This is a genomic window from Pseudarthrobacter sp. PS3-L1 (assembly GCF_030063285.1).
Classification (GTDB): domain Bacteria; phylum Actinomycetota; class Actinomycetes; order Actinomycetales; family Micrococcaceae; genus Arthrobacter.
The window spans coordinates 189647-203382 of sequence record NZ_JASISU010000003.1 but is presented as its reverse complement, the minus strand read 5'-3'; the positions used below and the strand labels follow the sequence as shown (position 1 = coordinate 203382).

The 13736-nt window shown below is 61.9% G+C and carries 13 protein-coding genes; 3 read left to right on the top strand and 10 right to left on the bottom strand.

What is annotated here, in order from left to right; all coding sequences use genetic code 11:
• Positions 1–21: 21 nt before the first annotated feature.
• Complete coding sequence (locus QMG79_RS08780; protein WP_283538212.1) at positions 22–1047, top strand: DUF808 domain-containing protein; 1026 nt, start codon at positions 22–24, stop codon at positions 1045–1047.
• Between the two features lie 17 nt (positions 1048–1064).
• Here the strand turns inward: QMG79_RS08780 and QMG79_RS08775 are convergent, their stop codons facing one another.
• The 5 genes from QMG79_RS08775 to QMG79_RS08755 form a co-directional block, all read right to left on the bottom strand.
• Positions 1065–1382 (bottom strand): phosphotransferase, encoded by a 318-nt coding sequence (locus tag QMG79_RS08775; protein ID WP_283538211.1) that lies wholly within the window; start codon positions 1380–1382, stop codon positions 1065–1067.
• Between the two features lie 84 nt (positions 1383–1466).
• On the bottom strand, positions 1467–2510 hold the full coding sequence (locus QMG79_RS08770; protein WP_283538210.1) for an aldo/keto reductase: 1044 nt from the start codon (positions 2508–2510) through the stop codon (positions 1467–1469).
• Positions 2511–2611: 101 nt separating this feature from the next.
• On the bottom strand, positions 2612–3286 hold the full coding sequence (locus QMG79_RS08765; protein WP_283538209.1) for a DUF6919 domain-containing protein: 675 nt from the start codon (positions 3284–3286) through the stop codon (positions 2612–2614).
• 95 nt (positions 3287–3381) lie between these two features.
• A complete protein-coding gene (locus QMG79_RS08760) occupies positions 3382–3885 on the bottom strand; it encodes a MarR family winged helix-turn-helix transcriptional regulator (protein ID WP_283538208.1) in 504 nt (167 codons plus the stop codon).
• Positions 3886–3888: 3 nt separating this feature from the next.
• Positions 3889–5628 (bottom strand): AMP-binding protein, encoded by a 1740-nt coding sequence (locus QMG79_RS08755; RefSeq protein WP_283538207.1) that lies wholly within the window; start codon positions 5626–5628, stop codon positions 3889–3891.
• A 220-nt stretch (positions 5629–5848) separates the two neighbouring features.
• Here QMG79_RS08755 and QMG79_RS08750 point away from each other — a divergent pair, with 220 nt between their 5' ends.
• Positions 5849–6973, top strand: a complete 1125-nt coding sequence (locus QMG79_RS08750) for an acyl-CoA dehydrogenase family protein (protein ID WP_283538696.1) — start codon at positions 5849–5851, stop codon at positions 6971–6973.
• A gap of 15 nt (positions 6974–6988) precedes the next feature.
• Here QMG79_RS08750 and QMG79_RS08745 read toward each other — a convergent pair whose 3' ends face one another.
• From QMG79_RS08745 to QMG79_RS08725, 5 genes are all read right to left on the bottom strand, one after another.
• Positions 6989–8179: a hypothetical protein gene (locus QMG79_RS08745; protein WP_283538206.1), complete on the bottom strand. Its 1191-nt coding sequence runs from the start codon at positions 8177–8179 to the stop codon at positions 6989–6991.
• Between the two features lie 83 nt (positions 8180–8262).
• Positions 8263–9552 (bottom strand): glucarate dehydratase family protein, encoded by a 1290-nt coding sequence (locus QMG79_RS08740; protein ID WP_283538205.1) that lies wholly within the window; start codon positions 9550–9552, stop codon positions 8263–8265.
• Positions 9553–9595: 43 nt separating this feature from the next.
• Positions 9596–10513 (bottom strand): carbohydrate ABC transporter permease, encoded by a 918-nt coding sequence (locus QMG79_RS08735; protein ID WP_283538204.1) that lies wholly within the window; start codon positions 10511–10513, stop codon positions 9596–9598.
• Entirely contained in the window at positions 10510–11460 is a 951-nt protein-coding gene (locus QMG79_RS08730; protein WP_283538203.1) for a carbohydrate ABC transporter permease, read from the bottom strand. Before QMG79_RS08730 ends, QMG79_RS08735 begins: the two co-directional genes overlap by 4 nt.
• On the bottom strand, positions 11457–12788 hold the full coding sequence (locus tag QMG79_RS08725; RefSeq protein ID WP_283538202.1) for an ABC transporter substrate-binding protein: 1332 nt from the start codon (positions 12786–12788) through the stop codon (positions 11457–11459). The genes QMG79_RS08730 and QMG79_RS08725 overlap by 4 nt, the downstream gene beginning before the upstream one ends.
• An 80-nt stretch (positions 12789–12868) precedes the next feature.
• Between QMG79_RS08725 and QMG79_RS08720 the strand changes: the two genes are divergently transcribed.
• Positions 12869–13723, top strand: coding sequence for an NAD-dependent epimerase/dehydratase family protein (locus QMG79_RS08720; RefSeq protein ID WP_349357259.1), 855 nt, complete (start codon positions 12869–12871; stop codon positions 13721–13723).
• Positions 13724–13736: the final 13 nt, after the last annotated feature.

The following is a 13736-nucleotide window of genomic DNA, read 5'->3' as shown; positions in this document are numbered from 1 at the left end:
TCAGCAATCAGGGACTGCGCAGTGAGCGGCGGCCTCGTCGCCCTGCTGGACGATGTTGCGGCACTCGCCAGGATAGCCGCAGCCTCCGTCGATGACGTTGCGGCAGGCGCAGCCAAAGCTGGCGCAAAGGCTGCTGGTGTGGTGATCGACGACGCCGCCGTCACCCCGCAGTATGTCTCGGGCGCGGACCCTTCCCGCGAGTTGCCCATGATCAAGAAGATCTTCTGGGGTTCGCTGCGGAACAAACTTTTCATCATCCTGCCGGCACTGCTGCTGATCAGCGCTTTCGTGCCGTGGATCATTCCCTTCATCCTCATGCTGGGCGGCACTTACCTCTGCTTCGAGGGCGCGGAGAAGGTCTGGCACAAGCTTCGCGGTCACTCCGAGACCCATAAGTCTCCCGCTGTTGAGCGTGGCCCTGAGGCGGAGGCGAAAGTAACCAAGGGTGCCATCACCACCGATTTCATCCTGTCCTGCGAAATCATGGTGATCTCGATGAACGAGGTTGCCAACGAGTCCCTCTTGGTCCGGGCCCTCATCCTGGTGGTCGTAGCTTTCGCTATCACAACGCTTGTCTACGGCGCAGTGGCATTGATAGTCAAGATGGATGACATTGGCCTGCACCTGGCTGCCAGGGATTCGCTGCGTTCCCAGCGAATCGGCGGGCTGCTCGTCAGGGGAATGCCAGCAGTCTTGAGCACCATCACCTTGATCGGGACTGTCGCGATGCTCTGGGTTGGCGGCCACATCATGCTCCAGGGGGTCTACGATCTTGGCTGGCATGTGCCCTACGACGCCGTCCATGTCCTTGAAGCGCCATTTGTGGCGATTCCCGTTGTGGGTGGGTTCCTGGCCTGGCTTGTGAACACCCTCTGCTCGGCTGTCTTGGGACTTGCCTGGGGTTTGCTTGTTATGGCCGTCCTGCACCCACTCCTGAAAGCGCTGCCCTTTGGCAAGAAGGGAGATGGCCACGAGGAGGGCGATCTTCGCGCCGCGGTTGCAGGGTACCGGCCTGCCACTCCGGATCGCAGTGGGCACCGGGACTGATCTCGACGCGGTCCGGGCTACCCCAGCTGGTCTGCCATGGACGTATCCTGCTGGAATGCCCAGGCCGTCCCGCGCGCCCATTCAAGGTCGTCGCAGGCCAGCTCGCTGCGCAGGAGTGCCCGTCGCCGGGTATCGAGCACGTGCCAGGCTGCTACAAGATCCAGTGACGGATCCGCCGGAGCAAATCCTTCGCCGTCCAGGACCCCTGTCAGTTGCTCGGCCTCGACCAGGAGATTGGCTGGAATGAGGTCACCATGGGTCATGGCTGTGGATTGCGCCGCGGGTAGATTCCGAAACTGTGACCAGAGAGTCCGCAGCCGATCAACGGTGGGCATGCTTGCGCTTTCCTGGAAACTGGCGCGACATCAGGTGGCGGGCGAGCTCCTCATCGATGCTCAACTCGTCGTCGTGCATGGCAATCAGTGCCCTCGCAGCGATTGACCGCCCCGGATCACTGCGTCCAGCATCCCTGGCGTGTAGAGCTGTGACAGAGGAGAGAGAGTAGGAGTGCTTGCTTCGTCGAGCAGGGCGAGGACAGACTCGGTAACTGCGGCGGGCAATGGCGCAATGTTCTCCGACAGCTGCTCTGGCGTTCGGGATCCCACCAGCACAGAGTCGACGCCGGGCCTGCGTGAGACCCACTCCAGGGCCAGCCGTGCTGGGCTCATCCCAGCCTCGGCGGCGCCCTGGCGCAGCACGTCCGCTATATGCCAGTTTTTGTCTGTGAACTTACTTGTCCCGAAAGGGTTTTCTCCAGACAGTCGCCCGGCATCAGTCGCCGATTGTTCGGCCTGTCGGCGATATTTTCCAGAGAGCAACCCGCCGCCCAGCGGGCTCCATGCCACAATGCCCAGGCCGAGTTCGTGTGCGGCCCTGATGGTCTCACCCTCGATGCCGCGTTCCACCAACGAGTACTCCAGCTGGAGTGCAATGGGTCCGGGGAGTCCCTGCGCCGCGGCAAGGGTGGCAACCTGGACTGCAAACCATGCTGGAACATTGGACAGCCCGTAGTAAAGGATCTTGCCGGACCTGATCAGTGCGGCAAATGTCTCCACCAGCTCCGCCGCGGTGGTTTGCCCATCCCAAACATGTAGCCAGTACAGGTCGAGGTAATCAGTTGCCAGTCGGCGAAGGGAACCCTCAATGGCCTGGGAAACGTGCTTGCGCCCGGAGCCACCGCTTAGCGGTCCGCCGCCGTCGTTGAATCCGCTCTTGGTGGCCAGGACAACCTGATGCCGAATCCCGCGTTCTGCAATCATGGATCCGATCAGGGATTCGCTCCTGCCCCCGGAGTAGACATCCGCCGTGTCCAGGGTCGTGCCGCCGGCGTCAAGATAGGCGTCGAGGACCTGCCCGGACGCAGTATCCGAGGACCCCCAGGATTCGTTGCCAAAGGTCATGGTGCCCAGGGTGAAGGGGCTGACGGCCAAGCCGGAGCGGCCCAGCAGATTCAAATGTGCCATGGGGTTCTCCCGGGAATAGTGTGTCAATCAGGCAGGCAGGCCTCTTGGCGGGCTGCCCTGTTGGTTGAATGCGCGGCGGGGTTGCGGAAAGCGACGGCGGATCAAGGGTACTCCTGGTCCGGCTGGACTGGTCCCGCTACGCTGTTCAATGGCTCGTGCAATGGGTCCACCAATGCAGCCAGGACAGCAGGAAGCAAGTGGTCCTCGCGCCCCCAGACCGGATCAAACAGTTCCACAAACCAGGAACTGGCCAGGAGCAGAGCCAACGAGTCATTGCTCTCGGCCGCCCAGTCCCGGAGCTCGGCTTCTTCAATGGGGCTCTCATTTACTCCTAGGACTGTGACCACGTCGCCGCCCTGAACCGTCACCGGGACGGATACCTGGCTTGGCTCGCCCGGAGCGTGGACCATCGCCACAATGTCGCTTGCCGCGGAGAGTCGGAGCAGGTGAACCGCGGTCTCCGGATCCGCATAACCGGTGAGGTACTGCCGTTGCTTGAGCCCTGCGACGTCCACTCCTGGCTGGGATTCCTTTGTGAAGAAGCCACTACGGTTCACCCGGGCAAGCTCGACGGCGATTGGCGCCGTTTCGGCATCAATCCTGGCAGTCAGCGTCCCAGGCTGGTACTGGCTGGCGCCCTCCAGCCAGCGCGCCGTCAGTTCTCCTGCGGCTGGCAGCGTGGTGGCCTGCCGCCACACCTCGCGGTCGGCCAGCAGCCGCCCGTGCTCGTCGCGTTCATCTGTGTACTGCCCGGCATCTATCTGTTCCGCATCCACTGGTGGCCTCCCTCCGTTGTCTCCTGCAGGGTATGCCCCCAGCTGCCGGCCTGTCAGGTTCGACGACGTCCTGGGTCATGCGGCGAGCCGGGGAGCTATGTGAAGTCTCCGGCGTTTCTTCGGAAGTCTGCCAGGATGCGGGTCAACTGCTGAACATCGGTTGGGCTGAAACCCGAGTTGGCAAAAACCTGCGCATTGAGTTCAACAGTCGCTGTTGTTGCGAGTTTCCTGCCCGCCGGGGTCAGGCGGACCAAGGTGGTCCTACCGTCCGTGGGATGGGGCGACCGCTCCACCAGTCCGGCGGCTTCCAGCCTGTCCACTGCGTTGGTGACCGACGTCGGATGCACCTGCAGCAGGGCGCTCGCCTTGTTCATGGGTAGCTGGGCTTCGCGGGCAAATCCGAGGAGGGCCAAGAGCTCATACCGGGCGAATGTCAGCCCGAAGGGCTTCAGGACCGCCTCGATCCTCGCCAGCAGGATTTGCTGGGTTCGCATGATTGCAGTGATCGACGCCATGGGACCGGCGACGTCGGCCCAGCCGCGGGATTCCCAGTTCCGTTGCGCATCGGCAATGGGATCGCGGGGTAGCGGGGCGCCCATGGGTCAGTTTTTCAGGCCGGGGAAGTCGGTGTCAGCGTACTCAGTGCCAGTTCCAGCGCCTGTACCAGCGCCGTTTCCGGAGCTGTCAGGAGTATGCCGTGCCAGCTCCGCGTCCCGCAGCTCCACACGCCTGATTTTGCCGGAAATCGTTTTGGGCAGGTCCGCAAATTCCAGCCGGCGGATCCGTTTAAAGGGCGCCAGGTGCTCCCGGGCGTAGCGCAGGATTGCCTCGGCAGTCTCCGGGTTCGGCTCGTGGCCTTTGGCGAGCACAATAAACGCCTTGGGGACTGCCAGTTTCAGGGCATCAGGTGACGGGACCACGGCTGCCTCCGCGACGGCTGGATGCTCAATGAGTACGCTCTCCAGCTCAAAGGGGGACAGTCGATAGTCGGAGGACTTGAAGACGTCATCATCGCGGCCAACGTACGTGATGATGCCGTCGGCATCCCGGCTGGCCATATCTCCGGAGTGGTAGTAGCCGCCGCGGAACGCTTCGGTAGTCTTTTCGGGATCCTGGAAGTAGGACTTCATCAGCCCGGCCGGACGGGAGTCGAGGCGCAGACAGATTTCGCCGTCGTCGGCCTCCAATCCTGTGGCCGGATCCACCAGCACCACGTCATACCCGGGCAGCGGCTTTCCCATGGCTCCTGAACGGACCGGCTGGCCCGGTGTATTGGCAATCTGGACAGTTGATTCGGTCTGCCCGAACCCGTCGCGAATGGTCTGTCCCCAGTTGCGCCGAACATGCTCAATGACTTCTGGATTCAACGGTTCACCAGCGGAAACAACCTTTGTGGGAGGTGTTTTCAGGTGTGTCAGATCTGCCTGGATCAGCATCCGCCAGACGGTGGGCGGGGCGCAGAAGCTGGTGACGTGCTCGGCGGCCATCTGCTCCATGAGGGCGTGGGCGTCAAAACGCTGGTAGTTGTAGACGAAGACGCAGGCCTCGGCGATCCACGGGGCAAAGAAGTTGGACCATGCGTGCTTGCCCCACCCTGGCGATGCCACGTTCAGGTGCACGTCGCCCGGTTCCAGGCCAATCCAGTACATGGTGGAGAGATGGCCCACCGGGTATGAGGTGTGGGTGTGCTCCACCAGCTTGGCCTTTGATGTGGTGCCGGAGGTGAAATACAGCAGCAGCGTCTCATCGGCCAAGGTGGGGGCATCAGGCGCGAAAATCGTCTTTTCAGCTGAGGAGTGGCTGTACTGGTGGGCGGCAGGATTGGCTGGCTCCGCCGCCGCCACTTCAATAAGGTTCACGGAGCCCGTGACGGCGGCAAACTTGCCAATGTCCGCACTGGCGGCAGTGGCCCAGGTGGCACCGCCGCGATCCACTCTGTCCTGAAGGTCGTTGGGGCCCATGAGCGTAGTGGTCGGAATCAGGACAATCCCGAGCTTGATCCCGGCCAGCATGAGTTCCCAGAGTTCCACCTGGTTGCCCAGCATCAGGATCATCCGGTCACCACGGCGCATGCCGATGTTCCGGAGCCAGGCAGCCACCTGGTCGGACCGCCGGGAGAGTTCCGCGAAGCTGCGGCGAGTTGCGGTTCCGTCCTGCTCGGTGATGATCAGTGCTGGCCGCCCGCCACGGTCTGGATCTGCGGCGATGGCGTCGAACCAGTCCAGGGCAAAGTTGAAGTGCTCAAACCGAGGCCACGTGAACTCGGTGCGTGCAGCGTCGTAGTCGTGGCGCAGGGAAAGCAGCCTGTCGCGAGCTTCGCGGAATTCTTCGGTGACGTTCATGGCCAGCCTTTCCGGTGGTGATCTCCATCACTTTGGGGGTAGGGTCTCAGCAATATACTAGGACATCCAAGGTTCTGGGTGGAGCTCCGCTGAAGGGGATGAGGTCTACGTGCCGCAGAAACGTGAAAGTGATCAGCCGCAGCGTCGGCCGTCTCCTGCGGGGCCGCCGTCAGGTCCAGGGGATTCTGTCCCCTTTCCAGAGGCTGACCTCCTCGAGGTCATCGCATGCCTGGATCCAAGTGAGCAGAAGCGTTACCGGCACGCGCGCGACTTCCTGCAGGAATCCATCCGTGCGGCCTCCATCCCCTTTTGGGAGCAGGAGGAGTTCCCGGTGGGGCTCGTCCGTGAGTTGGGCCGTCAAGGACTGGGTGAACTTCAGGTGGACGGATCGTCGGCGCTGTTCAAGGGCCTGATGTACACGGAGGTGGCACGGGCGGATGTGTCCCTGAGCGCGCTGGTGGGCATCCACAACGAGCTCATTGTCGGCATGATCAACGATCTCGGTTCACCTGAGCAGAAAGAGCGTTGGCTGCCGGGCTTGCGCTCCCTATCAGTGTTGGGAGCGTTTGCCCTGACTGAGCCCCAGCATGGATCCGATATTGCCGGTGGACTGGAAACCACTGCACGGGGCGATGGTGCGGAGTGGATTATCAGTGGTGCCAAGCGCTGGATCGGGTCCGGAACCGTGGCTGACTTTTCGCTGGTGTGGGCCCGGGACATTGCAGACGGGCAGATCAAGGGTTTCATTGTCGAGAGTGACAGGCCGGGGTTTACCGCTACCAAGATCCGGCACAAGATTGGGCTGCGCATTGTGCAGAACGCGGACCTCGACCTGGACGAGGTACGGATCCCGCGCGAGAACCTGCTGCCGGGCGCAACGTCGTTTTCCGCGACCACCAACCTCCTGCGTGATTCCAGGGCATGGGTGGGTTGGCAGGCTGCAGGAATCCAGTTGGCTGCGTTCGACATTGCCCGCAGCTACGCCCTGGACCGCCACCAGTTCGGAAAACCGTTGGCCCGCTTCCAGTTGGTGCAACTGCAACTTTCGGAGATTTTGGGCAACGCATCGGCGTCATTGGCCATGATGGTGCGGGTGGCGTCGCTGCAGGAAGCTGGGCACCTGCAGATGGCACAGGCGGCGATGGCTAAAGCCACCACCACGCGGCTGGCACGGCAGTCCGTTGCGATGGGTAGGTCGTTGCTGGGCGGCAACGGGATCAGTACCGATTTCGAGATGGCCAAACTCTTCGGTGACGCGGAGGTCCTCTATACGTATGAGGGCAGCTATGAGATCAATTCGCTGATTGTGGGAAGGGCCGTAACGGGTAAGTCTGCCTTTGTCTGAGCCCGCGCTGAGGGCTTACTTTTCGCCGTCCGTTATGGTTCGCACCGCAGCACCAACCGCTTTGAGGCGTAACGAGGATGCCAAGCCCAGGTGATAGACATGCAGCTCAGAGCTACCAGCGTCAGCTAGCGCTGCCCAGTTCTGCGCAAAACCCCCGGCATCAGGAGTTTTGGGTGGCAGGACAAGCACATACGAGCCGACCGTGAGCTGTGGCTCTGCTGACCGGAGCAGGGCAACGGTCTGTGCACCCTGGCTGCTGGATTCCCAGCAGGGAACGACGGCGGTCACCCGGCCAAGGTCCACCGAGCTGCGGCGCAGTGCCTCCAGCGCCACAAATGGTCCCGTTGACCATGGATCGGGAGAGACATGGAGGGACACCCTGAAACCAGATCGATCCGTTGACGCCGCGGAATCCTTCCACAGCTCGATCTGCGCGAGAACTCCATCAAGCAGGGCTGCTGTGGCATCCCAGCGCACCTCGAGCAGAAGCTGGAACCGCCCGTCGTTGTTGTTCGTCAGCGGTGCAACCGCCTCGTCCCACCGTACGGCGTCCCTTACCGCCGTTCGCATGGAATCAGCGTCTATCCCACGCTCCTGATAGCTTTCGCTGCACGCGATGCAGAAGCACAGCGAGAGCAGGTTCTGCACATGGGTGGAGTAGTCGGCGCCGGCGGTTTTCTCGTGCTGGTTTTGGTGCCCAAATCCGAGCGGCCCCACAGCCTCTAGGATGATGCCATCCGGCTGCCCCAGGGTCAGCACCTGCTCCACCACCGTGGCTGCATACTGCCTGACCTCTGGAAACGAGGGGCACAGGGCGTGGCGGTAGCGCTCGCCGAAGGCGTTGACCACGCAGAGGCCCGGTACGGCGGATCCCAGGGCGCTTGAGTGGGTCAGGACCGTCCATGCATCCACCGGCAGGCCCACTACGCGCAGTTCTGCAGCAGCCTCGGTGAACGAATCCACAGTCCCCGTCCACTCGCTCGCGTCCCGAGGAACCAATGTCTGCCCATTCCAGGCCGACCCCACGCGGACGTAGAGGGCGGCTTCCCGCGCGTCCACTACGCGTCGGTCCGGGTGGCGGGGCGTGGCGGCACGGACACTATGGTAGGCGGCCGCAAGGGCAACTCTGTCGACGCCTGTTGCCAGGATTGTGTCGGCGGCATCGCGATCAGCCAGGACATCCCAGGGATAGAGGTATCCAGTCATTGCCGTGATTCCCGTCCTGGCCGTCTGGCCGGCGGGGCGCGCTGCGGTGGGGGCGCCGGTCGTTGGGACTGGATCCGCATGGTTCACCACCGTGGCAGATCCGCAGTAAATTCGGGGACAAAACGTTGCATGTAGCCCGTGTCATCGCGGGCACTCATGTCCGCGTCCAGGTATTGCTGGTGAAGTTCGGCCAGCTTGGCGCGGTCAAGCTCAACACCGAGCCCTGGGCCCCCGGGTACTCTGACGCTGCCGTCAACAAAGTTCAGGACGCCAGGCATGATGACGTCGTTGTGGCCGTTCCAGGGGTAGTGGGTGTCGCAGGCGTACGTCAGGGCCGGGGTCGCTGCGGCCACGTGCACCATTGCGGCAAGACTGATGCCCAGGTGTGAGTTGGAGTGCATGGACAGGCCGATTCCGAATGTCTGGCAGAGTGTCCCGAGCTCCCGGGTATGCCGCAGCCCGCCCCAGTAGTGGTGGTCTCCCAGGATGACCTGGACCGCGTTGAGTTCAACACTGCGCTTGATGTGGTCAAATGCCACGACACACATGTTGGTGGCAAGTGGCATGGCAGCGCGCTCGGCTACCTGGCCCATCCCCTCCAACCCCGGAGTAGGGTCTTCGAGGTATTCCAGCAGTCCATCTGTCTGTTCTGCTACCCAGCGAGAGGTCTCCACGGTCCAGGCCGTGTTCGGATCAAGCCGCAGGGGCAGATCCGGGAATTCTGTGCGGAGGGCCTGGATTGCCTCGATTTCCTGGGCTGGCGGGAAAACGCCCCCTTTGAGCTTGATGGACTTGAATCCGTATTCGGCAATCATTTTCCGGGCCTGGCGAACTATGCCCTCTGGGTCCATGGCCGCACCCCACTCATCGGTGATGGCAGGCCGGCCGTCCAGTGCGGGATGCTCCGCCCACTTATAGAACAGGTAGGCGCTGAAAGGAACGTCGTCGCGGACCGTGCCGCCCAGGAGTTCGCTGACGCTACGGCCCGTGGCGTGGCCCTGGATGTCCAGGGCGGCTACCTCAAAAGCGCCAAAGACCGCTGCCCGTTCAAAAACGGAGAGTTCGGCCGCAAGTGCCTCGTGGATCAGGATTTCCATGCGGGAGGTATCAAAAACGCTCACGCCCTTGATGGCTGCTGCCCCCACCGCCAGGTTGGCCAGTCGACTACTCCCACCAGCGCACTCGCCGAGGCCCAGCAGCCCGTTGGCCGTGTGGACTTCGATCACCACCCGGTGGACCAGGGGTTCGTGGACCCCTACGGCATTCAGGAGGGGCGGGTCGGAGAAGGCAATCGGGGTAATGGTGATGTCAGTGATCTGCAGATCATCCGCCGTCGGAAGCTGTGGGCGGCTGAGGGTGGTGCTGGTCTTCATGGAACTTCTTTCGCTGTGGTGGGTAGCGCGGACAGTGCAGGAGTCAGCCCTTGGTGGCGCCGGAGGTGATGCCGCGGATCATGGAGCGTTGGAGGAAGAGGTACACCAGGAGGCTGGGGACCATGGCCATGACGGCGCCGGCCAGCAGGACTCCGGGACCCACAGTGGTGTCGTTGCGCAGCACGGACAGTGCCACAGTGAGTGTGTAGTCGCTGGGATCGTTCGCGGCTATGAGGGGTAGCAGGTACTGGTCCCACACCATCATGAAGCCGAAGATCCCGATCACGCCCAGGGCCGGTTTGCACAGGGGCAAAATGATGGTGAAAAGCATCCTGAATTCGCCCACACCATCGAGGCGTGCTGCTTCTTCAATCTCGGCCGGGATCTCCTTCATGAATTCACTCATGATGAAGATGGAAAAGCCCCAGATGCCCACCGGCAGGATCACTGCCAGAACGGTTCCGCGAAGGCTGATGCCCAGCAACGGGAGGTCCCCCAGGATCAGTGAGAGCGGGATGCCGATGACCTCCTCGGGCAGCATCATTGTCATCAGCACCAGCAGCATCACCAGGGCCTGGCCGCGGAATTTTTTCCTGCTCAGGCTATAGGCGGCGAACACTGAGACGGTCATCTGCAGCAGCAGGCCGCCACCGGCAATGACCAGGGAATTGAGCAGATAACCCCACAGCCCCTGTTCCTGGGCTGCCTCGAAGTTCGCCATGGTGAAAGTCTTCGGGAAGAGGGAGATCTCCGTGGGGCTGGAGTTCCGATCGAAAGCGCCGGAGATGATGGCCATGAAGGGCAGCGCAAAAATGCAGAATACGAGGATGCAGAGCACCACCCGCAGTACCATGTTGGTGCCGAACCGGGGTGCCCATCCCAAAGCGGAATCGAAGCGTGCCGATGATGATGGACGTTTGTTTCCCTTGGCTGATGTGACTGAACTCCGTGCTGGGGTCATCGTTCTGCCTTCCTTCGGGCCAGGACTTGGGTGCCGACGGTCAGCAATAGTGTGACCACCAGCAGCAGGACAGCGGCTGCTGACGCAACCCCGATATCATTGCGCTGGAACCCCAGCGAATACATTCGGGTCATCCAGACTTCGGTTGAGCCCGCGGGTCCGCCTCCGGTGAGGACGTAGACCTCCGTAAAACTTCGTAGGCTGCGGATGGCAGCCAGGGTCAGCACAATCACGATTGAGGGACGCAGTGCTGGCAGCGTGATGTAGCGCAGGCGCTGCCAGATGGTTGCCCCATCCACGCCAGCAGATTCATAAAGCGTCCGGTCAATGCCTGTGAGTCCGGCCAAGATGATCACCATATTGTAGGGAGCGCCGCTCCAGATGCCCACGACCGCGATTGACCACAGGGCGGTATCGGTGCTGTTTAGGAACTGCAGGGGTTCCAGGCCCACCCATCCGAGGATGGTGTTGAGTGGCCCGTCCGCGGTGGGGAAGTACAGGATGCGCCAGATTTCACCGACGACGGCGAGCGCTGTCACCACGGGAAGGAAAATCGCCGTGCGGAGCACCCAGAGTGAACGGGCCTGGCCTTCCAGGAGCAGTGCCAGGACGAACCCGACTACCAGTGCACCAAGCGTCTGGGTCAGGCCCAGCACTACCGTGTGGCCCAGTGCGTCCATGAAGCGCTGGTCAGTGATGACACTGATGTAGTTATCCAACCCCACAAAGACGTCGCCTAGGAAAGGCTGGACCTTGAAGAGGCTCAGGCGGAAGCCCTCGAACATGGGGATGAACTTGAAGTACAGTCCCAGCACGGCGGCAGGAGCCAGGAATAGCCAGATGGCAAGAGCCTGTTTGTGGTTTCCGCGTTTCCGGCGAACCGGCGGCACCTCTGTTGAGCTTTTTTTCGAAGGTGCCGCCGTCGGCTTTGTTGGGGTTACTGTCATGATGCGGCGTTCTGGCTTTGCAGTTCGGTGGTGATGGCGGTGTCAAGCTCCTTCAGCCCGGAAGCAATATTGTCCGTCCCACAGTCAGAAACGATCTTGTTCAGACTTTCGGCCGCTGCCTGCTTGATCGGAACAAAGTTGATCGCCGAGGGGAAAGCCTGTGAAGAGTCCTTCAGCGCATCCTGGACCACGCCCCAGCGGGGATCGTTGTAGACGGTGGCCGCGTCAATGTCAGAGTTCACAGGAACTCTGACAATCGGCTGCTTTCCGGCGGTCATGCCAGCCTTTTGGCCCTCTTCGGAGACCAGGAAATCAATGACCTGCTTGGTCTGGTCCTTTTTGGCGTTGCTGGCGGTGACGTAGATGTTCTCGCCCTCGGCCAGGACGGTGTTGTCTACGGATCCTTCGGGGGCCGGGATGGCCTCGTAGGTGTCTTTGCCCATAGCAGCATCAAAGGAGCCGAAGTTGTACGGGCCGGTCAGGATGATTCCGGCCTTGCCGGTCTGGAAGAACGGAGTGGCGACGCTGGTGGCGGCGGTGAGCGCGCCGGGCTGGACGTTTCCGGGGGTGCAGAACTGCTGCTTGACCCAGGTCACCCCCTTCTCGGTTTCACTGCTGGAGGCGTTGGAGGAGAACTTGCCGTCGCCGTCGTCCTTTAGGTAGCTGCCGCCATTCTGGAAGATGTAGGAGGATGCCCACCAGCCCAGGTAGCCACGTTCTGTGGAGCCGGGAACCACCATGCCGTAGGTGTCGGCCTGGCCATTGCCGTCAGGGTCCTGCGTGGCGAAGGCCGTGGCCAGTTTGTCCAGGTCTTCCTGCGTCTTGGGGATCGACATGCCCAGCTTTTCGCGCCAGTCCTTGCGTATCAGGGTGACCATTGTCTGGCGGGAGAAGGGGACACCGTAGGTTGCGCCATCCAGGCCCTTGGCCTCATCCCAGAGGGAATCGGAAATCTTGTTGTTACCTTCGACTGAGGACTTGTCGATCTCCTGCAGGTAGCCCTGCGAGGTGTAGTTGCCCAGTGCCGCGGAGTCGTTGATAACGATGTCCGGCAGCTTCTTGGACGCAGCGCGGGTCTGGAGCTGCTGATCGAGATCCGGAACGCCCTGGAAGTTGACCTGCACGCCTGTTTTCGCCGTGAATTCCTTGAAGAGGGCGTCGTAGGTTGTTGCCGCATCGGTACCTGCGCGTGCCCAGACCTCGATGGGCTGGCCGTCGTCGGAAGCTGCTGGAGCGCTGGCACCGCTGGCGCAGCCCGACAGGAACGCTGCTGAAGCGATGGACAGCGCCGCTACGGTGCGAACGCGTGACCTGAATGTGGAATCCACTTTGATTCTCCCTTTTTACATATGTAAATTGCTGTTACTATATGAAACGTACTTCATGAGATTATGATCAGGATCACAGAGTGTCAACAGTTGGAGGAAAGATGTCTGCAGCGCAGCAGTCGCACATCATCGCACTGACGGGTGGTGCGGGGATGATGGCGACCCTGCTGCGGCCGTTTCTGGCTGCGGCCGGTCACTCGGTCAGGCTTCTGGACATAGTCCCCGCGGCGGATCCTGGTCCCCAGGAAAGCGTGCACGTAGGCAACGTTGCTGACCTGGATTTCATGGTTGAGTCACTGACGGGGTGCACTGGGGTGGTTCACCTGGGTGGCATCCACCGTGAACAGGCCTGGGAAGACCTGGTCCAAACCAACATCACCGGCACCCGGGCGACGTTGGAAGCCGCGTATCGCAACGGCGTCGAGCATGTCCTTCTGGCCAGCTCCACCCACGCTGTGGGATTTCACCCGAGCGCAGCGGCCATCGCCGGGGAACCCTTGGTTCCCCGTCCTGACTCGTATTACGGCGTCAGTAAGGCCGCAATGGAGGCGCTTGGTGGCCTGTACGCGGACAAGTACGCCATGAAAGTGGTCAGCGCGCGGATTGGAACCGGCGGAACGCACCCGGGAAACACCCGCACGCTCTCTTCATGGCTCTCCCCGGCGGATTCCGCCCGACTGGTCGAGGCTACATTGAACGAGATAGGCGCACCGGGCCACCACGTGGTCTGGGCTGTCTCGGCGAACACTCGGGGTTGGGTGGACACCACAGGTGGCCAGGGCATTGGCTATTTCCCGCAGGATAATGCGGAGGATTTTGCCGGGGCCATAGACGAGGCAGGTCAGCAGGAGTGGGATCAGCTGTTGGGCGGGTATTGGTCCAGCGCCGGGCATAAGCTGGGGATTGATAACTTTCCACGGTTGGTTGTGCCATGACCTGCCGGAATCA

Excerpts from the sequence above, each read along its gene's own strand:
- QMG79_RS08775 (WP_283538211.1), bottom strand. The coding sequence starts at position 1,382 with ATGCCCACCGTTGATCGGCTGCGGACTCTCTGGTCACAGTTTCGGAAT.
- QMG79_RS08770 (WP_283538210.1), bottom strand. The coding sequence starts at position 2,510 with ATGGCACATTTGAATCTGCTGGGCCGCTCCGGCTTGGCCGTCAGCCCC.
- QMG79_RS08760 (WP_283538208.1), bottom strand. The coding sequence starts at position 3,885 with ATGGGCGCCCCGCTACCCCGCGATCCCATTGCCGATGCGCAACGGAAC.
- QMG79_RS08755 (WP_283538207.1), bottom strand. The coding sequence starts at position 5,628 with ATGAACGTCACCGAAGAATTCCGCGAAGCTCGCGACAGGCTGCTTTCC.
- QMG79_RS08745 (WP_283538206.1), bottom strand. The coding sequence starts at position 8,179 with ATGACTGGATACCTCTATCCCTGGGATGTCCTGGCTGATCGCGATGCC.
- QMG79_RS08740 (WP_283538205.1), bottom strand. The coding sequence starts at position 9,552 with ATGAAGACCAGCACCACCCTCAGCCGCCCACAGCTTCCGACGGCGGAT.
- QMG79_RS08735 (WP_283538204.1), bottom strand. The coding sequence starts at position 10,513 with ATGACCCCAGCACGGAGTTCAGTCACATCAGCCAAGGGAAACAAACGT.
- QMG79_RS08730 (WP_283538203.1), bottom strand. The coding sequence starts at position 11,460 with ATGACAGTAACCCCAACAAAGCCGACGGCGGCACCTTCGAAAAAAAGC.